Source organism: Flavobacterium sp. 123 (genome assembly GCF_003634825.1).
Taxonomy (GTDB): domain Bacteria; phylum Bacteroidota; class Bacteroidia; order Flavobacteriales; family Flavobacteriaceae; genus Flavobacterium.
This window is the reverse complement of record NZ_RBXD01000001.1, coordinates 622709-645325: the sequence shown is the minus strand read 5'-3', so window position 1 is coordinate 645325 and position 22617 is coordinate 622709. Positions and strand designations below refer to the sequence as shown.

23 protein-coding genes and 1 pseudogene are annotated in these 22617 nt (G+C 32.6%); 10 read left to right on the top strand and 14 right to left on the bottom strand.

The features are described 5' to 3' along the window. Positions 1-136: 136 nt before the first annotated feature. Complete coding sequence (locus C8C88_RS02900; RefSeq protein WP_121336693.1) at positions 137-1585, bottom strand: glyceraldehyde-3-phosphate dehydrogenase; 1449 nt, start codon at positions 1583-1585, stop codon at positions 137-139. 155 nt (positions 1586-1740) lie between these two features. Then, positions 1741-3141: a S1C family serine protease gene (locus tag C8C88_RS02895; protein ID WP_121336692.1), complete on the bottom strand. Its 1401-nt coding sequence runs from the start codon at positions 3139-3141 to the stop codon at positions 1741-1743. Positions 3142-3277: 136 nt separating this feature from the next. Here C8C88_RS02895 and dapF point away from each other — a divergent pair, with 136 nt between their 5' ends. From dapF to C8C88_RS02870, 5 genes are all read left to right on the top strand, one after another. After that, positions 3278-4060: a diaminopimelate epimerase gene (gene dapF, locus C8C88_RS02890; protein ID WP_121338541.1), complete on the top strand. Its 783-nt coding sequence runs from the start codon at positions 3278-3280 to the stop codon at positions 4058-4060. 6 nt (positions 4061-4066) lie between these two features. Beyond that, entirely contained in the window at positions 4067-4600 is a 534-nt protein-coding gene (locus C8C88_RS02885; RefSeq protein WP_121336691.1) for a GNAT family N-acetyltransferase, read from the top strand. A gap of 11 nt (positions 4601-4611) precedes the next feature. Continuing rightward, positions 4612-5652: an endolytic transglycosylase MltG gene (gene mltG, locus C8C88_RS02880; protein ID WP_121336690.1), complete on the top strand. Its 1041-nt coding sequence runs from the start codon at positions 4612-4614 to the stop codon at positions 5650-5652. A gap of 2 nt (positions 5653-5654) precedes the next feature. Further along, positions 5655-6575 carry a DUF2279 domain-containing protein gene (locus C8C88_RS02875; protein ID WP_233549306.1) on the top strand — a complete coding sequence of 307 codons (921 nt, stop codon included), beginning with the start codon at positions 5655-5657 and terminating at the stop codon, positions 6573-6575. 97 nt (positions 6576-6672) lie between these two features. Continuing rightward, positions 6673-7314 carry a peptidoglycan-binding protein LysM gene (locus tag C8C88_RS02870; RefSeq protein ID WP_121336688.1) on the top strand — a complete coding sequence of 214 codons (642 nt, stop codon included), beginning with the start codon at positions 6673-6675 and terminating at the stop codon, positions 7312-7314. Positions 7315-7379: 65 nt separating this feature from the next. Here the strand turns inward: C8C88_RS02870 and C8C88_RS02865 are convergent, their stop codons facing one another. The 5 genes from C8C88_RS02865 to udk all read right to left on the bottom strand — a co-directional run bounded on the left by C8C88_RS02865 (position 7380) and on the right by udk (position 12941). After that, a complete protein-coding gene (locus C8C88_RS02865) occupies positions 7380-7904 on the bottom strand; it encodes a hypothetical protein (RefSeq protein WP_121336687.1) in 525 nt (174 codons plus the stop codon). A 357-nt stretch (positions 7905-8261) separates the two neighbouring features. After that, entirely contained in the window at positions 8262-10388 is a 2127-nt protein-coding gene (gene scpA / locus C8C88_RS02860; RefSeq protein WP_121336686.1) for a methylmalonyl-CoA mutase, read from the bottom strand. Between the two features lie 55 nt (positions 10389-10443). Next, positions 10444-11805, bottom strand: a complete 1362-nt coding sequence (locus tag C8C88_RS02855) for a methylmalonyl-CoA mutase subunit beta (RefSeq protein ID WP_121336685.1) — start codon at positions 11803-11805, stop codon at positions 10444-10446. Between the two features lie 38 nt (positions 11806-11843). Next, the gene (locus tag C8C88_RS02850) at positions 11844-12170 is read right to left on the bottom strand and encodes a septum formation initiator family protein (RefSeq protein ID WP_121336684.1); all 327 of its coding nucleotides are present in this window, start codon (positions 12168-12170) and stop codon (positions 11844-11846) included. 162 nt (positions 12171-12332) lie between these two features. Then, a complete protein-coding gene (gene udk, locus C8C88_RS02845; RefSeq protein WP_121336683.1) occupies positions 12333-12941 on the bottom strand; it encodes a uridine kinase in 609 nt (202 codons plus the stop codon). Positions 12942-13095: 154 nt separating this feature from the next. Between udk and C8C88_RS02840 the strand changes: the two genes are divergently transcribed. The 4 genes and pseudogenes from C8C88_RS02840 (at position 13096) to C8C88_RS02825 (ending at position 15445) form a co-directional block, all read left to right on the top strand. Further along, positions 13096-13677, top strand: a complete 582-nt coding sequence (locus tag C8C88_RS02840) for a Crp/Fnr family transcriptional regulator (RefSeq protein WP_121336682.1) — start codon at positions 13096-13098, stop codon at positions 13675-13677. Between the two features lie 90 nt (positions 13678-13767). Then, complete coding sequence (locus C8C88_RS02835; protein ID WP_199711387.1) at positions 13768-14508, top strand: pirin family protein; 741 nt, start codon at positions 13768-13770, stop codon at positions 14506-14508. Between the two features lie 61 nt (positions 14509-14569). Further along, positions 14570-15094: pseudogene (locus C8C88_RS02830) on the top strand (YceI family protein). Between the two features lie 42 nt (positions 15095-15136). Further along, positions 15137-15445, top strand: coding sequence for a hypothetical protein (locus tag C8C88_RS02825; RefSeq protein WP_121336681.1), 309 nt, complete (start codon positions 15137-15139; stop codon positions 15443-15445). 38 nt (positions 15446-15483) lie between these two features. On the opposite strand, the gene C8C88_RS02820 is transcribed toward C8C88_RS02825, so the two are convergent. From C8C88_RS02820 to dnaA, 6 genes are all read right to left on the bottom strand, one after another. Next, complete coding sequence (locus tag C8C88_RS02820) at positions 15484-16365, bottom strand: SDR family oxidoreductase (protein WP_199711386.1); 882 nt, start codon at positions 16363-16365, stop codon at positions 15484-15486. Positions 16366-16433: 68 nt separating this feature from the next. Next, the gene (locus tag C8C88_RS02815; protein WP_121336680.1) at positions 16434-17561 is read right to left on the bottom strand and encodes a methionine aminotransferase; all 1128 of its coding nucleotides are present in this window, start codon (positions 17559-17561) and stop codon (positions 16434-16436) included. A gap of 150 nt (positions 17562-17711) precedes the next feature. Next, positions 17712-18245, bottom strand: a complete 534-nt coding sequence (locus tag C8C88_RS02810) for a hypothetical protein (protein ID WP_121336679.1) — start codon at positions 18243-18245, stop codon at positions 17712-17714. A 377-nt stretch (positions 18246-18622) separates the two neighbouring features. After that, positions 18623-19345: an SAM-dependent methyltransferase gene (locus C8C88_RS02805; protein ID WP_121338538.1), complete on the bottom strand. Its 723-nt coding sequence runs from the start codon at positions 19343-19345 to the stop codon at positions 18623-18625. 52 nt (positions 19346-19397) lie between these two features. Beyond that, positions 19398-19865 (bottom strand): low molecular weight protein-tyrosine-phosphatase, encoded by a 468-nt coding sequence (locus C8C88_RS02800; RefSeq protein WP_121336678.1) that lies wholly within the window; start codon positions 19863-19865, stop codon positions 19398-19400. 9 nt (positions 19866-19874) lie between these two features. After that, complete coding sequence (dnaA, locus tag C8C88_RS02795; protein ID WP_121336677.1) at positions 19875-21302, bottom strand: chromosomal replication initiator protein DnaA; 1428 nt, start codon at positions 21300-21302, stop codon at positions 19875-19877. 187 nt (positions 21303-21489) lie between these two features. Between dnaA and C8C88_RS02790 the strand changes: the two genes are divergently transcribed. Continuing rightward, positions 21490-21894 carry a thioesterase family protein gene (locus C8C88_RS02790; RefSeq protein ID WP_121336676.1) on the top strand — a complete coding sequence of 135 codons (405 nt, stop codon included), beginning with the start codon at positions 21490-21492 and terminating at the stop codon, positions 21892-21894. 30 nt (positions 21895-21924) lie between these two features. On the opposite strand, the gene C8C88_RS02785 is transcribed toward C8C88_RS02790, so the two are convergent. Beyond that, complete coding sequence (locus C8C88_RS02785; RefSeq protein ID WP_121336675.1) at positions 21925-22548, bottom strand: YigZ family protein; 624 nt, start codon at positions 22546-22548, stop codon at positions 21925-21927. Positions 22549-22617 lie beyond the last annotated feature (69 nt).

Genomic DNA, 22617 nt, shown 5'->3' with positions numbered 1-22617 from the left:
TCCAAAAGAATTATTTATCTCAAAATAAAAATCCGTTTCAAATAAATGAAACGGATTTTCGAATGAATTCAGGTTGGGTTGCTTTATTAAAAAAATCTAAAAAAAAAACAGCAACTTAAAACCTGTAATTGTTAGGTTAGTAATAAGTAAAACGCCTTACTTTGGCAATGTATTTTGCTAATCGAATTACTTGATGGCTGTAACCAAATTCGTTGTCGTACCAAATGTAAAGCACAATGTTTTTTCCATCATTGGAAACAATCGTTGCATTGCTATCGTAAATTGAAGGAGCTGAAGTTCCAATAATATCAGAAGAAACTAATTCATTATTTAATGAATATTTGATTTGTTCTACTAATTCACCTTCCAAAGCATATTTTTTCATAATAGAGTTAATTTCTGCAATCGAAGTCTCTCGAGTCACTTCAAGATTGAGCACCACTAACGAGCCATTAGGCACAGGTACACGAATGGCATTGGAAGTTAATTTGCCTTGCAATGAGGGTATCGCTTTTGCTACAGCTCTACCAGCTCCCGTTTCTGTAATGACCATGTTTAATGCAGCGGCTCTTCCTCGGCGGTATTTTTTATGCATATTATCAACCAAATTTTGGTCGTTTGTATATGCGTGAATGGTTTCTAAATGTCCTTTTACAACGCCAAGTGTATCTTCAATTACTTTTAGAATTGGTGTAATTGCATTTGTGGTACAAGAAGCTGCTGAAAAGATATCGTTTTGATCAGGATTGTATTGGTTTTGGTTTACTCCGTGAACAATGTTTGGAACTCCTTTTCCGGGAGCGGTAAGCAATACTTTTTCAGAGCCTTTTGATGTTAAATGACGGCTCAAAGCTTCTTGAGTTGTGAATGCACCCGTGTTATCAATAACAAGAGCTTTTTTGATTCCGTAAGTGGTGTAATCAATTTCTTCAGGCGTATTTGCCGAAATCATATGAACGGTTGTTCCATTGATAATCAGTGCGCTATTTTGACTATCGGCAACAACAGAGCCTTGAAAATCACCATGGATTGAATCGTAACGAAGTAATGAAGCTCTTTTTTCAAGAGAAGTTGCATCGTTTTTGTCTCGAGTTACAATAGCTCTTAATCGCAATTGATTTCCTTTTCCAGTTTTAGATAACAACTCACGTGCTAATAATCGTCCGATTCTTCCAAAGCCATATAAAACAACGTCCTTGGGTTGGATTTCCTCAGAGTTTTTCGCGTTTTTTAATTTGTCTAATACAAAATAGCGTTCGTCAGGATATTTCTCATCATCTAAGCGGTATTCGTAGGTTAGTTTTCCAATATCTAATTTGGAAGGTGGCAAGTCTAATGATAAGATGACCTTTGCAATTTCAACTGAATCAAAAACAGAAATAGGTTTGCTTACAAATTCTCCTGCATAATCATGTAAGTTGATAATTTCACTTACGTTTTTGTCAATTAATTGATTCCGAAATAAAACCATTTCTATGGATTTATCATACCATAAATCGCTGATGACTTTGATTAATTCTACTGCGGCACGTCTTCTGTCGGCTTGAAACGAAATTTCTTTTTCGTATTTAAGTTTGGTTTTCATGTTTAAAAATTAGGAAAAAAAAGAACTGTTTTTTTAATTTTGCGCAAAAGTACCTTATTTCAATCGATTTCGTAGCTTATTTTTATTTTTTTTTCAAATAAAAAGCCATCTTGATTTTTGCAAGATGGCTTCTGTATTTTTGTTTTTTTGAGAAATTAAATAATGATTCTAAAAATTTCTCCGTTTTTGTTTATCATTTCAATTCGCATGCTTTGTTTCTCATCTCTGTTTTTGAAAATTTTGGAAACCGCTTCGATGTTTGAAGCTTTTACGTTATCAATACTTAAAATGATATTTCCTTTAAGCTCTTCAGCATATTGTTCTAGATTTTCATTATTGATTGATTTGATTTTTACGCCATAATCAATTTTAAAAGCTTTCTTATCAGCAGCGTCAATATTTTCTACCTCAATTCCTTTAAATTCTGTTGTAAAAAATTCATTTTTACTTAAAGTAACAGGAGCTGTTTTGTTTTTGCCATCACGAATAAAGGTTACCTGCACTTTGTCATTTGGTCTTTTGGTATTTATATATCCAGAAAGGTCAGCAAAAGTGGCTACTTTTTGTTCGTCTAATTGTATAATAATATCTCCTTTTTGAAGTCCTGCTTTTTCGGCACCTGAATTTTTAGAAACTTTATTAATATAAAATCCTTGAGTTTGTGTAACGCCTAATTCTTTGGAAGCAATAGCATTTAATTCGCCACCTTCTACCCCTAAAACGCCTCTTTGAACATTGCCGAATTCCATTAAGTCTTCAATTATTTTGCGAGCATTATTAGACGGTATAGCAAATGAATAGCCAACATATGAACCTGTTGTTGACGAAATCATAGTGTTGATTCCAATTAATTCGCCGCGGGTGTTTACTAATGCGCCACCACTATTTCCTGGATTTACTGCGGCGTCAGTTTGTATAAAAGATTGAATCCCGCTAGTGTCTAGGTTTCTAGCTTTTGCAGAAACAATTCCAGCGGTTACCGTTGAAGTTAAGTTATATGGATTTCCTACAGCAAGAACCCATTCGCCCACTTTTACAGAATCTGAATTGGCAAAAACTGTATAAGGAAGTTTTTCATCGGCATTGATTTTTAATAAAGCAATATCCATTTTTGAATCTGTTCCAATAAGTTTTGCCGTATATGATTTTTTATTGTTCAATGTAATTTCAATTTCTGTAGCATCTTTAATTACATGATTGTTTGTTACGATATAGCCATCTTCAGAGATGATAACCCCAGAACCTGTGCCTATTTGTTCCTGTTGTTGTTGGCCACCATAACCATAGAAATATTCCAATATTGGATTACTGATTGATTTTCGGGAAACATTTTTTACGTGAACAACTGTATGGATTGTTTTGTCTGCGGCTTCAGTGAAATCAACTGTTTCAGCAGATAATCCAACCGTTCTTCCATAGTTCTCGGATGCAACAGTAACTAGACCGCTTTTGTTATTAGAAAAATACCCATTGCTGTCAAATAATAGTTTGTATGTACCTAAAGTAATAGCTCCGCTTAATAGCGATACTAAAAATAAGCTTGAAAATTTTTTCATAATACAATTTAGTTTTATAGTTATTTCATTACAAATTTACCAGATAATTTTTTTGAGCAAAACAGTTTAACGCTCTTTAACAATGATTAACATTTCATTAATAGTTCGTACTTTTGTAGCACTCAATTTAGTAAAAATGCAATTAGAATTTTATAAATACCAAGGAACAGGAAATGATTTTGTAATGATTGATAATCGATCTGAAACTTTTCCTAAAGAAAATACGCAGTTGATAGAGCGCTTATGTGATCGACGTTTTGGGATTGGTGCTGACGGACTGATTTTGTTAGAAAATGATTCTGAAACTGATTTTAGAATGGTCTATTACAATTCAGATGGAAATCAAAGTTCCATGTGTGGTAATGGTGGACGCTGTTTAGTGGCTTTCGCCAAAAAACTAAATGTTATAGAAAACAATACTACTTTTATTGCAACAGATGGTTTGCATCATGCAAGTGTTGCTAATGATGGAATCGTTTCTTTGCAAATGATTGATGTTGCTACTATTAAAAAAGAAAGCGAGTACACTTTTATGAATACGGGTTCGCCACATCATGTACAATTAGTGGAGGATTTGGAACATTATAATGTAAAAGAAAATGGAGCTGCACTTCGTTACGGTCCACTATACGGAAAAGAAGGCAGTAATATTAATTTCGTTAAAAAAATCAACGACGATACTTTTTCACTTCGCACATACGAAAGAGGCGTGGAGGATGAAACTTTGGCTTGTGGAACTGGTGCTACTGCGGTTGCTATTGCAATGAATGCGACTGGACAAACGAATGCTTCTTCCATTAAATTGAATGTGGAAGGCGGGAAATTAGCTGTTTCTTTTGATAAAATTGGGGATCAGTTTACCAATGTTTTTCTTATTGGTCCAGCAGAATTTGTGTTTAAAGGAGTGATTGAAATTTAATTTAAAATGATAACACTAAAAGGCGAAAACATTTATCTCCGAGCACTCGAACCAAATGACTTGGAGTTTGTTTATGCTATGGAAAACGATCAAAATATCTGGGAGGTAAGCAATACGCATACTCCTTACAGTCGGTTTTTGGTGAAGCAATATTTAGAAAATGCACATCAAGATATTTATGAAGCAAAACAATTGCGATTGGCTATTTGTAAAGACCAAGATTTTCCCGCAATAGGATTAATTGATTTGTTTGATTTTGATTCAAAAAACAACAGAGCTGGTATAGGTATTGTAATTCAGACAGTTGAAAACAGAAAACTAAATATTGGTTCCGAAGCACTAGAGCTATTAATTCGTTATTCATTTTATAATCTTGGTTTACACCAATTGTATGCAAATATTGCTACCGAAAATGAAGCTAGTACAGCACTTTTTACTAAATTTGGGTTTCAGAAAATAGGAGTTAAAAAAGATTGGACTTTCGTAAACGGGAAGTACAAAGACGAAGTCATTTTTCAATTAATTAATCATTCATTTTAAAAATATTAGTTTTGAACATTAAAAAAATCATAACCATTGTAGCTGTTGTATTAATATCGGTATTAATGATCTACGGATTTATTTTGATACGACAAATATTTGCAGATAACACTAAATTCGAAACGAATGAAGTGTATGTTTTTGTTCCAACAGATGCAAATTATGAAGATGTCAAGAAAATAGTCGCTCCATATGTTGAAGATATGAACCGATTTGATGTGGTAGCGAACAAAAAAAGCTATCCTACAAATGTAAAATCAGGTCGTTTTTTATTCAAAAAAGGAATGAATAGCAATGAATTGATTAATGCTTTGAGATTGAATCTTGCAGTAAATTTAGCTTTCAATAATCAAGAAAGATTAGAAGATTTTGCAGGAAGAATTGGTTCTCAAATTGAAGCTGATAGTTTGTCATTATTGACTTCGTTCAAAGATTCTACATTTTTAAAAGAAAACGGTTTCAACGAGGAAAATGTTTTGACAATGTTCATTCCTAATACCTACGAAATATTTTGGAATACGTCTGCAGATAAATTCCGAGATAAAATGATTAAGGAATATAGAAATTTCTGGAATGAAGAACGAATTGAAAAAGCAAAAAAACAAGGATTAACTCCAATAGAAGCTACTATTTTAGCCTCAATCGTACATAAAGAATCTGTTAAAAAAGAGGAGAGACCACGAATAGCAGGGGTTTATTTGAATCGCTTGCATAAAGGAATGCTTTTGCAGGCTGATCCAACGGTAATTTATGCCGTAAAGAAAAAATCTAACGATTTTACGCAAGTCATCAAAAGAGTTTTGAATAAGGATTTGTCAGTTGCTTCTCCTTATAATACATATTATACTTTAGGGCTTCCTCCAGGGCCTATTGCAATGCCTGATATTACGGCACTTGAGGCGGTGTTAAATCCTGAAAAACACAATTATATTTATTTTTGTGCTAGTGTAGATCGTTTTGGATATCATGAATTTGCCGTAACACAAGCAGAACATGAACAAAATGCTAAAAAATATTACAATTGGATTAATAGTCAAGGTGTAAAAAGATAGTTTTGAAACATCAAAAAATCTATCTTTTATTCCTCTTAACACTGATAGGATTTCCTTTTACATTCGCGCAAAATTCGAATGTAAGTTTTTTAAAACCATTTGATTCCATAAACAAATCAAGATTAAATACGGTTCTGATCTCTGAATCAATTCTAGCAACAGGGGCTTTAGTTGGTTTAAACCAAATTTGGTATGCTGATTATCCAAAATCTGATTTTCATTTTATAAATGATAATTCAGAATGGCTTCAAATGGATAAAGTAGGTCATTTTTATTCTTCCTATCATTTAGGTCGTTTTGGTTCTGAAATGTTGGAATGGAGTGGAGCAAGCAAACATAAACAATTAGTTTATGGTTCTGGATTAGGATTTGCATTTTTGACAGCTGTTGAAGTTATGGATGGCTACTCTTCGGAATGGGGTGCTTCCTCGGGCGATATTCTTGCAAATGCATCAGGAACTGCTTTATATGTTTCCCAAGAAATTTTTTGGAGCGAACAACGAATTACCCCTAAATTTTCATTTCATACGACCCAATATTCTAATTACAGACCCAATGTTTTAGGACGTTCATTAATGGAGCAAATTTTGAAGGATTATAATGGTCAAACGTATTGGCTTTCTATTAATTTATTTTCTTTTTCTAAAGGGTCAAAAATTCCAAAATGGTTAAACCTTGCTTTGGGTTATGGAGGCGACAAAATGATAGCTGGAAATGTCGAAAAAAGCACTCCATTTGGAGCTAAAAAAACCGAAAGATACCGACAATTTTACCTCAGTTTGGATGTTGATTTGACTAAAATTGAAACTAAATCACATTTTTTGAAGACTTTTTTCTCTGTTTTTAACACTATTAAAATTCCTGCTCCAACGTTTGAATACTCGGCTAACGAGGGACTTAGAGGTCACATCTTGTATTTTTAGAAAAGATTAACGTGTTGATTTTGAGCATTCTATTTTTTATTGTATCTTTGCGCGTAGAAATTTCTTAACGGGACAGCGTTTTGAAGAAAAACAATTTATGATAAAAAAATGGTATTTTTATACAAGTTTGACAATTATTGTAGCTTTTTTAAGCTCTGGTTTTAAACCTTTTAATTTAGAAACCACCCCTTGGTTTTTAACAAATGAATCAGATGGATCCGACTACTTATTTCCATCTCAAAAACAACAAGATTACCCCAATTTGAACATCCCTTTTACTGGAAATTTCTTTATTGGTTTCAAAGAAGCAATCGCTTACAAAGAGTCTCAAGGCAAATACAAAAAAATCAATTCTCTAGGTTATTTAGGCAAATATCAATTTGGTTCCGAAACATTAAAAACAATCGGTGTTCATAATAGAGCTGCTTTTTTAAATAGTCCTGAATTGCAAGAAAAAGCGTTTATTGCTCTTTTAACTAAAAATAAAGGAGAGTTAAAAGATGAGATTGAAAAATACGAAGGAACTGTGATGAATGGTATCCGAGTAACAGAATCTGGCATTTTAGCAGCAGCACACCTTGGCGGTGTTGGTTCGGTTAGAAAGTATTTAAGAAATAACGGAAAACGGTACTTAAGAGATGCTTACGGAACTTCATTAAGAAGTTATATGAAAGCATTTGGAGGGTACGATACTTCATTCATTGCTGCAGATAGCGATGCAACAGTTAAAAACATATAATAGTTTTTTACTTAAAATATAAAAGACCGCTAATTTAGCGGTCTTTTTTTATAATTAAATGGAGATTATTTAACTTTTAAAATTTCACCATTTGGTCTAACTACTAATTTCCGAGTTTCTTTTCCTTTTTTGATGGTAACATTATATTCTTTTTTGGTTACATCGCCATCGCGTTGTGTATATAGAAATTTATCATTAACAATGGACCATTGTGGATAGGTTTTATAAATGGAGTAAATAACTTGGTGTGGAAGTCTTACTTTTTTGTAATTTTCAACTACACGAGTCAATTTGCCTTTTTCATCATAAGTTGCTACCAAAGATCCTGCTTTTGATTTTGTGACCAATAAGTATTCTTCAAATCCTTCATTTTTTTTACCAAGATCATAAGCAATAAATTTTTCTTCAATTGCTCTAATTCTTTGGTCTGGATTATTGTCTGGTAAATAAATAGAAAAATCAGAGCCTATTCTTTTAATTACAACTCCAGGCAATTCCTCGATTTTCATTTCTCCTTTCTCATTTTCAACTTGAGCATAGGAAACGCTTGTTAAGCCTAAAAACAGCAAAATAATAATAATTGATTTCATAATATTCAGATTTAAATTAATATTGATTAAGTATAAAAAAATAATTAGTAAATAAATTTAAGGTTTTTAGTTTCTTCCCCTTCTTGTTATTATACCATCAATATGTAAGCGAATTATTATGATTTTTTTGAGGCTGTATTCTGTTTTTTGTAAAGATTTCTAGCATAAATTTAGTTAAAATAATTGGTTGTTTTTGTTAATGATTCCTATAAGGAGTGTTAATAAAACGTGTTTTTATGCTTTTTTATTTAGTAGTATTATTGTTCTATTTTATTGATATGTAAATGTTTGTGTATAAAAAAACACCAAAAGTAATTTTGGTGTTTCTTCGTGATGGAATATAGGATTTTGTATTTTTTAGCTAATTAAAATTTCTAAAATACTAATCGCGGCATCGCTAATTTTTGTTCCTGGTCCAAAGACAGCTACAGCGCCAGCATCAAATAAAAACTGATAATCTTGAGCAGGAATTACACCGCCTACAACTACCATAATATCTTCTCTTCCGTATTTTTTAAGTTCGGCAATTATTTCTGGCACAAACGTTTTGTGCCCTGCGGCTAATGATGAAAGGCCAAGAACATGGACATCATTTTCTACCGCTTGTTTTGCTGCTTCGGCTGGCGTTTGAAAAAGGGGGCCAATATCTACGTCGAAACCAATGTCTGCATAACCAGTAGCTACAACTTTAGCTCCACGATCGTGACCGTCTTGTCCGATTTTTGCAATCATAATTCTTGGGCGACGCCCTTCTTTTTCGGCAAAAGCATCAGCCAATTCTTTTGCTTTTTCAAAGCTTTTGTCCTCTTTCATTTCCTTACTATACACGCCACTAAATGATTTAATTTGTGCTTTATATCTTCCGAATACGGTTTCAAGTGCATCACTGATTTCGCCTAATGTAGTTCTGTTTCTAGCAGCTTCAACGGCTAGTTCTAATAAATTTCCTTCTCCAGTTTTAGCACAAAGGATTAATTTTTCAAGTGAAACTTTTACTTTTTCGCTGTCACGAGTTGATTTAATTCGATCTAATTGTTCCAATTGTTGCTTGCGCACCATTTGGTTATCAACATCAAGAATTTGTAACGGATCTTCTTTATCTAAACGGTATTTATTGACTCCAACAATAACATCTTGATTGCTATCAATTCGGGCTTGTTTTCTAGCAGCTGCCTCTTCAATGCGAAGTTTAGGGATTCCTGATTCAATTGCTTTAGTCATTCCGCCTAATTCTTCAACTTCTTCGATCAGTTTCCAAGCATTTTCTGCAATTTCATTTGTAAGGCTTTCGATATAATAACTTCCAGCCCAAGGATCAACTGTTTTAGTAATTTTAGTTTCCTCTTGTAAAAAAATCTGTGTGTTTCTAGCTATTCTAGCAGAAAAATCCGTCGGCAATGCAATTGCTTCATCTAAGGCATTTGTATGTAGCGATTGTGTTCCGCCAAATGCTGCTGCTGCTGCTTCAATACAAGTTCTGGCCACATTATTGAAAGGGTCTTGTTCTGTTAAACTCCAACCACTTGTTTGGCAATGGGTACGTAAGGCTAATGATTTTTCGTCCTCTGGATTAAACTGTTTTAGGAGTTTTGCCCAAATCATACGACCGGCACGCATTTTAGCAATTTCCATAAAATGATTCATTCCTATTGCCCAGAAAAAAGATAGACGAGGAGCAAATTCATCGATTTTCATTCCAGTTGCTAATCCAGTTCTAATATATTCTAATCCATCTGCCAGGGTGTATGCTAATTCAATATCAGCTGTGGCTCCTGCTTCTTGCATATGATAGCCAGAAATAGAGATAGAGTTGAATTTCGGCATTTTTTTACTGGTATATTCGAATATATCTGCAATGATTTTCATAGATGGAGTTGGTGGATAGATATAGGTATTTCGAACCATAAACTCTTTCAAAATATCATTTTGTATCGTCCCTGAAAGTTGTACTGGTTTTACACCTTGTTCCTCTGCGGCTACAATATAAAAAGCCATTATAGGTAAAACAGCACCGTTCATAGTCATGGAAACTGACATTTCATCTAATGGAATTTCATTAAACAATACTTTCATATCCTCAACAGAATCAATTGCTACTCCTGCTTTTCCTACATCACCTACTACGCGTTCATGGTCTGAGTCGTAACCGCGATGGGTTGGTAAATCAAATGCTATCGAAAGTCCTTTTTGTCCTGCGGCTAAATTTCTTCTGTAGAAAGCATTACTTTCCTCTGCTGTTGAAAATCCAGCATACTGACGCACCGTCCATGGCCTGCGAACATACATGGTGGTATAAGGGCCACGTAAATTTGGAGCAAAACCAGCGCCAAATTCTAAGTGTTCTAAATTTTCAATATCCTTTTTCGTGTAGGTATTTTTCAATAAAATTCCCTCTGCAGTTAAGAATTCGTTGCCTGACAGCTCACGGTTTTCTGTTTTGGCAGTACCGTCTAAATTTATATGTTGAAGGTCTTTTCTTTTCATTTGTAAATCCAGAAATTTAAATCTTTGTTTTAATTTTTGATGATTTGAATGCTATTTATTCTTTAGCAAGTCGCTCTTGTTCTAGTTTTTCTGACAATCGCTTTTCAATGATTGGGGTGATTAATGTCTTTCGGGGTTTTACTTTTACAAAAGGGAATAGTTCTAAATCATTTTTCATTCTGTCCTCCTTGTTTTTGTATTTGTTAGTCCCAAGAAGAATTTCTTTACCCGTATCAAATAATTCTTGCTCATAATCAGCGCTTTCTTGAATTTTTCTTTTGATGATTCCTTCGTTGAGTTGTTTCAGGAAGCCACCATTTTCTTCTATATTCTTAAATAAAGCTAAAGCTTTTTCGGCTAATTGATTTGTTAAGTTTTCTATGTAATAACTTCCATCAGCTGGGTTATTTACTTTGTCAAAATAGCTTTCGTTTTTCAGAATCAACAATTGATTTCTGGCAATTCTGTCACCAAATTCATTGTCTTTATGGTATAAAGCATCGTAAGGCAAATTTGCAATGCTATCCGCTCCACCCAGAATAGCGCTCATGCATTCGGTTGTGGTGCGCAACATATTTACATTGTAATCATATAAAGTTTTGTTTCTTTTTGTTGGTGAAACTAAGAAATAACAATCTAAATTAGGGTTGTATTCTTTTGCAATTAGCTTAAAAAGCAATCGTAAAGCACGAAGTTTTGCAATTTCAAAAAAGTAATTTGTGCCTACAGAGATTTCAAAAACTATGGGTTTATTAATGACTTCAATTCTATTGAAATATTCATTTGCGTGCGCTAAACTATAGGCAATTTGTTGTACTATTGTGGCTCCTGCATTTTGATATAAAGCACTATTAATACTTATTAATGAAACGGATTTTGTTTCTTTCGAAAGTAAATTTAAGCTGTCGAAGTTACTTTTTTCAGCGGTTGTAAACCAATTTCCTTCTTTTGCTAATTGACCTATTGGATCAATATTGCAGTATATTGTAGCGTTTTTTTGTTTAGCAATGGCTTCTATTTTCTTTACGAAATCGATTGAAAAAAAACTCAAATGGAAATAAATGGCTGTGTTTTCCAAAGGTAATTTTTCTAATAAATGCTCTACGTTTATGGCTTCATTTTCAATAGTGAAACGAACACTTTCTGCACCGCGGTTCAATGATTCTAGCGCTCTTTCTATTGACTTTTCAATATCAAAGACAAAAATATTTTGACAAATTTTGAATTCAGATGCTTTTGTAGGTACTGAAAATGTCTTAGTGACATCGTCTTTATCATAAAAAGGTTTTACTTTAATATCTTCTGGAGAATTCCAAATAAGGGTTTCATTATAGTCAGCTCCTTTGAGTTCAAATTGGATTTTTTGTTTCCATTGTTTGGCAGATATTGGATTGAATTCTTTGAAAAGGTTTTTCATTTGTTGGTGTTTTCAGTCACGGTTCAGTTTTTTGAAATCTATTTTTTAAAAGAAGTACTATCTCCTTCAAATTCGATGATGTAAATATCCTCACTATCTTTTTTCATGTAATATTTTTCGCGGGCATATTTTTCAACTTGTTCTGAATTTTTAAGTTGTTTGATTTGTTGCTGATCTTTTTTTATTTCTTCTTGATAGTAGGTTGCATTGTCCTCTAATTCATCTATTTGTTTGTCTAGAAAGCGGTGATCGAAATAAGAATAATTATCTAAAAAAATCATCCATGTCGAAAAAAACAGTAATACCCAAATGTATTTGTTACTTAAAAATTTAAACCAAGCTTTGTCTTTGTACGGATTTGTCATGTAAAATATTTTTTAGCCCCGATTAAAGTGAAAATCCTTATGGGCGTTTTTCAGCGCATAAGATTGAAACGGAAAGCGGGAAATAGCTTCAAATTATTCCCTATCTAGGAGTAATTATAAGCGTGATTTTGTATGTTAATGTTGCAATAAAATTACAATAATTTATAGAATCTTTTGGTTTATAACTGCTCTAACTACGTCAATTGCAACGGTATTATATTTGTCATTAGGAATTATAATATCAGCAAATGCTTTTGTAGGTTCGATGAATTGTTCGTGCATGGGTTTTAAGGTGTTTTGATACCGGTTTAAAACTTCGCCCATGTCTCTTCCACGTTCTGCAATATCTCTTTTGAGGCGTCTTATCAAGCGCTCGTCAGAATCCGCATGAACATATACTTTAATATCAAAAAGATCACGTAATTCTGGATTTGCTAAAATCAGAATGCCTTCTACAATCATTACTTTTCGAGGATGTGTAAATACGGTATCATTAGTTCTATTATGTGTCACAAACGAATATACAGGTTGATCAATGTTATTGCCCGCTTTTAACTCTTTGAGATGGGCTACTAATAATTCAAAGTCAATAGCTCGTGGATGATCAAAATTAATCAAGGCTCTTTCGTCAAAAGAAAGCCCGCTATTTTCTTTATAATAGGAATCTTGAGAAATAATACCCACTTCTGTTTCTGGTAATTCATTCATAATCTGATGAACTACAGTTGTCTTTCCGCTTCCTGTTCCGCCTGCAATCCCGATAATGAGCATAGAAAATCTTTTATTTATTTGTTCAAACAAAAATAGCAATTTAATTTTGAGCGGATTTCGTTTTAGGAGAAATGTTTGCTAATTTAATATAGGTTTAGTCTTCCTTATTTGTTTTCAATTTTTTTCTATCTTTAGTTTTTAAAAATCAGAAACCTTGTATTCACAAATCAATAAAAATATCAGTCGCTACGTTACTTTTGAAAAGGAAGAATTAGACATTTTCAATTCTTTATTGGAATACAAACAGGTGCTTAAAAAAACAATAATGCTTCGGGAAGGGGAGATGTGTAATTTTGAGGCTTTTGTGATTAAAGGATGTTTCCGTAAATATTATATTGATGCCAATGGTTTAGAGGTTATTTTACAATTTGCAATTGAGAATTCATGGGTAAGTGATATTTCATTTAGTATTTATGAAGAGGAACCCAGTCGTGTTTTTATAGAATCACTTGAGGATTCTGAAATTTTTGTGTTTTCTCCCGAAACAAAAGAAACCTTATTAGCTAAAGCTCCTAAATTTGAAAGAGCCTTCCGAATTTTGATGCAGCGCAATCTTGCCGTTACCCAAAACCGTCTTTTTAATACTATTTCTAAAACAGCTACAGAAAAGTATCTTGAATTTTTATCCCAATATCCTACACTTTCACAGCGAGTGGCACAACATTATATTGCGTCTTATCTTGGTATTTCTGCTGAGTTTTTAAGTAAAATAAGAACCAAAATCGCAAAACACTAAAATTTCTTTATTTTTCATTTCTTGTCCTAGTTCAATGCAATAGCTTTTTTTTTGGCGCAACTTTGTACCATAATAGTAAAGCACTGAACAATGGAAAATAATAATGAACAAATTAATAAATATGTATTGCACAAAGCAGCTACTCGTGGTCATGCTAATCATGGTTGGTTAGAATCCTATCATACTTTTAGTTTTGCAAATTACCACAATCCAGAGCGTATGAATTTTGGGGTCTTGCGAGTATTAAATGATGATAGAGTAAGTGAAGGAATGGGTTTTGGAAAACATCCACATGACAATATGGAAATTATTTCAATTCCACTAGATGGAGATTTGGAGCACCAAGATAGCATGGGAAATGTTACCGTAATTAAAAATGGAGACATTCAGGTAATGAGTGCTGGAACGGGAATTTTTCATAGTGAATACAATAAAAACAAGGATCAATTGGTTAAATTTTTGCAAATTTGGGTGTATCCAAATCAAAAAAATGTTACCCCTCGATACGATCAAATTACTTTAAATTTAGAAGATCGTCATAATAAATTGCAGCAAATTTTATCTCCAAATTCAGAGGACGAAGGCGTTTGGATTTATCAAGATGCTTGGTTTCATATTGGAAAGTTTGATAAAGATTTTTCTACTTCATATCGATTAAAAAAGAAAGGAAACGGAGTCTATGCGTTTGTTTTGAATGGGGATTTCACCATTGGTGGAATTGAATTAAATCATCGCGATGGATTAGGGATTTGGGACACCAATTCCTTTTCGATACAAGCAAATTCTGAAGGTGCAGAAATTCTTTTGATGGAAGTTCCAATGCAATTATAAGAACACTAAATTTTAAAATTAAATAACACATTAATTCAAGTAAATAATAAATACAACGGCAATAACAAAATGGGCAATTGACCCAACGCATTCAGAAATAGGATTCAAAGTTAAACACATGATGTTTACTAATGTTTCAGGTAGATTTTCAAAATTTGATGCTTCGATTGAATCAGATAATGATACTTTTGAAAACGCAAAAATTGAATTTACAGGTGAAATTAATTCCTTATCAACAGGAAATACAGATAGAGATGCCCACTTATTGAGCCCTGATTTTTTTGATGTAGCTCAATTTCCTGAAATTAAATTTAATGCAACATCATTCTCAAAAATAAATGAAGGCGAATATATTCTTGAAGGTGATTTATCATTACGTGGAGTTTCAAAAACTGTAAAATTAGCAGTAGATTTTGGAGGTACCATGCAAGATCCTTGGGGAAATATTAAATTAGCTCTTTGATTAGAAGGTAAAATCAACAGAAAAGATTGGGGGTTAAACTGGAATTCTTCGCTTGAAACAGGAGGTGTTTTAGTTGGAGAGGAAGTTCGATTGAATGTTGAATTACAATTTGTAAAACAATAATCGAATAGTAAATTTTAAATACTTTATTTATGTAAGTAACGAATGAAAAGCACTAAAATTCTTTATATAGGCAGGCACTCTGAAATTATGGAAATTGTTGTTAGGCTTATCAATGCCAATGAAAATTGGGAAGGAATAGGCGCGATAACAGATGAGGAAGCGATGCGAATTTTTCAAAAAGAAAATATTGAAATTGTTTTGCTTGGCTCTGGAATTGATGAAGAAAGTGAAGCTATGCTAGATGCTTTTTTTAGAAAAACAAATTCTAAAATAATAATTATTCAGCATTATGGAGGAGGGAGTGGACTGCTTAAAAGTGAAATATTACTTGCATTGAGCAATTTTAAATAAAAAGAGAGAGTCAATTTGGCTCTCTCTTTTTTTATGTATTATTTGTTTTTCTTTGCTTTAATCATCATTTCTAATTGATCCCAAAGTTCTTCAGGAATTGCTTCTAGAATATTAAATTGTCCAGCTCCTTTAAGCCATTCTCCACCATCAATAACTACAACTTCACCATTTATATATGCTGAAAAATCAGAAACCAAATAAGCGGCTAAATTTGCTAATTCTTGATGATCACCTACACGTTTAAGAGGTACTTTCTTTGACATATCAAATTTCTCAGCTAAGTCACCAGGTAATAATCTGTCCCATGCTCCTTTTGTTGGAAATGGCCCTGGAGCTATTGCATTGGAACGAATTCCATATTTTGCCCATTCTACCGCTAAGCTTCTTGTCATGGCTAGAACTCCAGCTTTGGCAGTAGCACTTGGGACTACATATGCAGAACCTGTCCATGCATAAGTTGTTACTATATTTAAAATTACAGATGATTTTTGTTTGGTGTCAATCCAATGTTTTCCAAAGGCTAGTGTACAGTTTTTTGTTCCTTTCAAAACAATATCAATTACAGTATCAAATGCATTTGAAGACAATCTTTCCGTTGGGGAAATAAAATTCCCTGCGGCATTATTCAATAATACATCTGCTTTGCCAAAAGCTTTTAAGACTTCTTGTAGCATATTTTCCACCTCTTTATAATTGCGCACATCACATTGCAAAGGCAAACATGTTCCTCCAGTCTCTGTTTCAAGTTCAAGAGCTGTTTTTTTTAGTTTTTCAAGATCTCTTGAAGTAATAGCTACTTTCGCTCCAAGTTCTAAAAAATATTTTGACATTGCTTTGCCTAAGCCACTTCCGCCTCCAGTTACAACAATTACTTTCCCTTTTAGCGCATCATCACGAAGCATTTTATCTGTATAACTCATTGGTTTTTATATTTTGAATTGTAAATATATGAAATTAATAGTATGCATGCATAATAAATTTAGCTATTTTAGATGGCACATAATCGTTTTGCGGCTTCCTCTAAAGTTGTATTGTCTTTAGCGAAGCAAAAGCGAATAAGTTTGTGGTCTGTTTTATCCGCATAAAAAGTGGAAATAGGAATTGCGGCAACACCATGTTCTATAATTAATCGTTTGCAAAAATCAACATCGTCTTCCTCCGAAATGGAAGCGTAGGATACTACTTGAAAATAAGTTCCTTCGCAAGGCATAAGTTTGAAACGACTATCTTTAAGTAAGCTTCTAAAATAGTCCCGTTTTTCTTGATACATTTTTCCAATATCTTCAACTGAAACTATGTCAAGATAGCGGCTAATTGCCATTTGAGAAATACTAGTTACACTATAAACCAAAAATTGATGTACTTTTTTGATTTGATGCATTAAATGTTCGGGGGCAACAATATAGCCTACTTTCCAACCTGTAACATGAAAAGATTTTCCAAAAGAGGAAGCAACAATAGTGCGGTTTAGCAATTTTTCTCTTGTATGTGCTGAAATATGTTTTTTTTCAAAAGTGATGTATTCATATACTTCATCAGAAAGTAAGATGATATCAGGATATTTTTCTAGTAAAATTTCTAAGCTTTCAAAATCTGATTTAGTTAAGATTTTCCCTGTTGGATTATGCGGATTATTAATAACAATCATTTTAGTTTTTGAAGTACATGCATTTTCAATCCGCTCCCAATTTGGAGTATAATCATCATTTAAAGCTACTCTAATTGGCTTTGCTTTGGATAATAAAACTGGCGCTTCATAAGAATCATAACTAGGGTCTAAAATTATAACTTCCTCTTCTTTTTCTATCAAAGCTAAAATCGAAGTAAAAATTCCTTGTGTCGCGCCTGCGGTTACAAGTATTTCTGTATCATCTTGAAGTGTTCGCTTGTAAGCGTCTTTTACAAGTTGTCCAATTTTTGATAGTAGAGTTGGATAACCTGACATCGGAGCATATTGATGTACCTCTTCTTTGGTTAGTTTAGCGACAATATCAGTTAATCTTCCATCAACTGGAAAATTAGGGAATCCTTGCGAAAGATTGATGGCGTTGTATTCAGTTGCCATTTTAGACATTACGGTAAAAATACTGCTGCCTATATGCGGAAGTTTGTTCATAATTGAGTTGCATAAAATACTAACTATAAAAGTACATGATTTTGTATTAGTTTCCATTTTTTATGCAAATATGTAATGCGACTTTTCAGTTTATGTATTAAATAAAAAAAGCTATCGAACGATAGCTTTAATTTTATAGTTTATGTTGGATTATCTCGAACTTACAATATCTCCATTTGGATTAACTACTAATTTGAGTATGTCTTGTTCTTTTTTGATTTTTAGATTGTATTCTTTTTTAAGTACATCCCCTTCTTTTTGGGTGTAAAGAAATTTGTCGTTTACAATTTGCCATCCTGGATATTTTTTGTACACGGAGTAGATTATACTTCCAGGAAGTTTAACATTTTGATAATTTTCAACAACACGTGTTAATTTACCGTTTTCATTATAAGTTGCAGTTAAAGAACCTTTTGGGGTTTCCATTACCACTAAATAGGTTTCGTATCCCTCGTAATCTTTTCCTAAATCATAGGATATGAATTTATCTTGTAGTGCTCTTACATCTTGGTCAGGGTTTTTATCAGGTAAATACACTGAAAAATCTTTACCAACGCTTTTGATTACCACTCCAGGTAATTCTTCCATTTTGATTATCCCTTCTTCTGAACTACTTTCTTTATCTTGGGCGAAAGAAACTGTAGTTAAACTAAAAAAAATTAAAACAATTAGAAATGATTTCATGACATTAAGTTTTAAATTATTAATAAAATCAGGTTAATTTCAATGATTTAAATAGAATAAGGCTTGCATTTTCTTCCCCTTTTTGTTGTGATTAAATCATTGTAATTCAGGGCTTTAATTGTAATAATTGGTCTAGTAAAAGTAACTATATTATTAATGTACGAAGGTTAATTGTCTCTATAAAAACTGTTAATTTTAGAGGTTTTAATTGTAGTTTTTTGGCAAGAAAATCATTTAATATTCTTGTTTAAAGGAAAATCATTTTTTTTTAAGAAATACTTCGTGCTAGCACTATTTTCTTAAAAAATAATGTTTTTTAAAATTTGAATAAAAATTCTAGAGAAGTTATTTCGTGTTAATTAAAACTCGAAATTTTGTTACATTTTGTGAATAATAAAAATAGTAGGGCGATTATGTAAATCTACTTTAACTTTTTTCCAATCAGCAGCTCTCAAGGTCTTGATATATTCTGTTGGTAAAGTGATGTCAGTTGCAATACAAAGATACGTTGAAGGATTTAGGGCTTGCAAAATATCTTCTAACATTTTGTTATTTCGATAAGGTGTTTCAATAAAGATCTGAGATTGATTTTTATCTTGAGATAATTTTTCTAGGTTTTTTAATGCTGATTTTTTTTCGCTTTTCTCTATAGGTAAATACCCGTTGAAGGTGAAGCTTTGTCCATTCATCCCAGAAGCCATCATGGCCAAAAGAATGGAAGATGGTCCCACAAGAGGAATAACTTGTATCCCCTTTGCATGCGCTAATTTTACAATTACAGCTCCAGGATCAGCAACTCCAGGGCAGCCAGCTTCACTCATTAAACCCATGTTTTTTCCTTCTAACAATGGTTTTATAAAGTCAAGATGTTCTTTTGTTTCGGTATGTTTATTGAGAGCAAACAGGACTAATTCAGATTGTCTTTTTTCGGGATTGACTGATTTAATAGATTTTCTAGCTGTTTTTTCGTTTTCAACAATATAGTAATTAATTAAATCAATGCTTCTTTTTATGGTTAGCGGCAATACATCCATAGGATCGCAATCGCCCATTGTTGTAGGGATTAAATAAAGTTTTCCTAAAGTAGATGCTGCATTCATAAAGTAGATTTTATGTTTTGAAACTGATTTTAGTAATAAAAAATAGTTTGGATTATTGATGTTTGGCAATCAATTTTGCTGAAATTATTTCGCAAGCTTCATCTAGCATTTCGTATACCATATTGAAACCGTTTGCTAAACCAAAATAAGGATCTGGAACATCAACATTTTCATTTGGAAACAATTCGTCGAGAATCATTTTTACTTTATCCTTCTGTTGCTGGTTTTTTGCTAATTCAATAACAGTGTCGTAATTTGAATTATCCATTACATATATGTAATCAAAAAAATCAAAATCGTCGGTAGAGAATTGTCTTCCTCTTTGGTTGGAAATGATTAATCCATTTTTTTTTGCAACAGCAATAGAACGTTTGTCTGGAGCGTGACCGATATGCCAAGAACCTGTGCCTGCTGAGTCAACAATGAAATTTTTCTTTGGTAATTTAGAAGCTAATATTCCTTCAGCCAAGGGTGACCTACAAATATTTCCCAAACAAACCATTAAAATTTTTACAGGCATGAAAAGGCATTAAAGCGTTAGTTTTTTATTAATGTCTTCAACAAATTTTTTGAATTGTTTATCAGTTGACACTAAATTATCTACAGTTTTACAGGCGTGTAATACCGTAGCATGGTCTCTGTCTCCAATTTGTGAACCAATATTTGCTAAGGAAGCTTTTGTGAATTTTTTTGCAAAAAACATTGCTAATTGTCTAGCTTGAACGACATGTCTTTTTCTAGTTTTGGATTGTAGGGTTTCTATATCCAATTGAAAATAGTCGGAAACAATTTTTTGAATGTAATCAATAGAGATTTCTCTTTTTACATTTTTAACGAATTTTTCAACAACACTTTTGGCAAGTTCTATAGTTACTTCTTTTTTGTTGAAAGAAGATTGTGCGATTAAAGAGATAATTGCACCTTCAAGTTCTCTTACATTTGATTTGATATTCCGAGCTACATATTCAATTATTTCTTCAGGAATCTCGACTCCATCCCTATATAAAATATTTTTCAGGATAGAAATTCTAGTTTCATAATCTGGTTGATGCAACTCAGCAGATAATCCCCACTTGAAACGAGACAACAATCGTTGTTCGATATCTTGCATGTCAACAGGAGCTTTATCAGAAGTTAGGATAACTTGTTTGCCATTTTGGTGCAAATAATTAAAAATGTGAAAAAACACATCTTGAGTTCCTGATTTTCCGGATAAGAATTGAACATCGTCAATAATTAATACGTCAATCAATTGATAAAAATGAATAAAGTCATTTCTATTATTTTTCTTTACAGAATCAATATATTGTTGTGTAAATATTTCTGCTGATATGTATAAGACAGTTTTTTCTGGATATTTGTCTTTTATTTCGACACCTATAGCATGAGCTAAATGTGTTTTACCTAGACCAACTCCACCAAAAATTAATAAAGGATTAAATGAAGTTCCACCAGGTTTATTGGCTACAGCCATACCAGCAGATCGCGCCAGTCGATTTGAATCTCCTTCAAGGAAATTATCGAAACTGTAATTTGCATTTAATTGTGATTCAATTTTTAAATTTCTAATACCAGGAATTACAAACGGATTTTTTAATTCAGGGTTTAGATTTTTAAAAGGAGCATCAACATCTTGTGGTTTCATAGGGACTCTATTCGCACTAGGTAATTGTTCCGTAAACGGTTGTTTGTTACCATAAGTGTTCTCCATTTTAATTTTATAGAGTAACTTTGCGTTTTTTCCTAGTTCTTTGGTAAGAGCCACTTTTAATAATTTCACATAGTGTTCTTCTAACCATTCGTAGAAAAATTTACTAGGTACTTGAATATATAATGCATTATCGGTAAGCTCAACAGATTTGATAGGTTCAAACCATGTTTTGTAGGCTTGATCTTGGATGTTGTCTTTTATAAAAGATAAACAGTTTTCCCATACTGATTGAGCAGTTTTGTTCATATATTCGGTTAAATTATTTTGTTTTGTATTAGTTCATTATTCACAAAAACGGGGCTCAATTTTTGCAATTTTTTGGGATAACAAATATGTGAACAAATTTCTATAAAAAAAAATAATTTAGTGGATAATTTTATAAAATATTGTTGTAAGGGGCTTTTTAAAATTTTAATTTTTTAATAAATAAATAATGAAGGATCATCAAATTCAAGTTAGGGTACGCTATTCTGAAACAGACCAAATGGGGGTTGTTTATCATGGTAATTATATACCTTATTTTGAAATAGGTAGGGTTGAATGGCTTAGAAACAAAGGGATTTCATATAAAAGCATGGAAGAAAGCGGTATTGCCTTGCCAATTGTTTCAATGAATATTAATTATAAAAAATCAGCTCGTTATGATGAGTTGCTTACGGTTCATACGGTTTTCAAAAGCCAGTCATCTGTGAAGATTGAATTTGACTGTGCTATTTATAATGAATCAAAAGAGTTATTAACAACTGCCCAATTTATTTTGGTTTTTGTGTCCCTAAAAACGGGTCGTCCAATAGCGCCTCCAGATTATATTTTAGCGCTTTTAAAGAATATGGAATAAAAGAGAATAAAAATTATTTTTTAATTTTTATTAGCACTTTTTTATATCAATTTCAAACATCGAATCAAAAATGTCAAATATAGTTTTGGCATTTTTTTTTCGGGTTTTTATCTCAATTTTTCCTATTGGATGTCCTGAATCAGGATTTATTTCCATTTTTTGAGACACAATTTCTAGCTTGTTTTCCTTGATTCCTCTCATGACTTTATTCATGTTTTTATAATCAAAAGAGATTATATAATGGATGTTAATTGTTTTTTCAACAATTTCACATTCTTCAAGCGCCATTTGTGCAGTAGTTCGATATGCCGAAATTAATCCACCAACACCTAATTTTACACCGCCAAAAATCCGAACCACAACAACAAGTACATTGGTAAGACCAAAGGATTGTATTTGTCCATATATAGGCATGCCTGCCGTATTGCTTGGTTCGCCATCATCATTTGCTCTGTAAGCAACGGAGTCTGTTCCTATTTGATACGCATAACAATAATGCACGGCATGTGGATGCTGTTTTCTAAAGCCGTCAATGATTGGTTTTACAGATGCTTCTGATTCGATAGGGAAAGCATAACCAAAGAATTTACTGTTTTTTTCTTTGTATAAAATTTCTTCGGAAGGAAATGCTATAGTATTATAGGTGTCTTTCATTGTTTAATGGCAATATCAAGTTCAAAATCATTATTAATTTAAAAATTTGATTGCCAGCGGGTATTACTA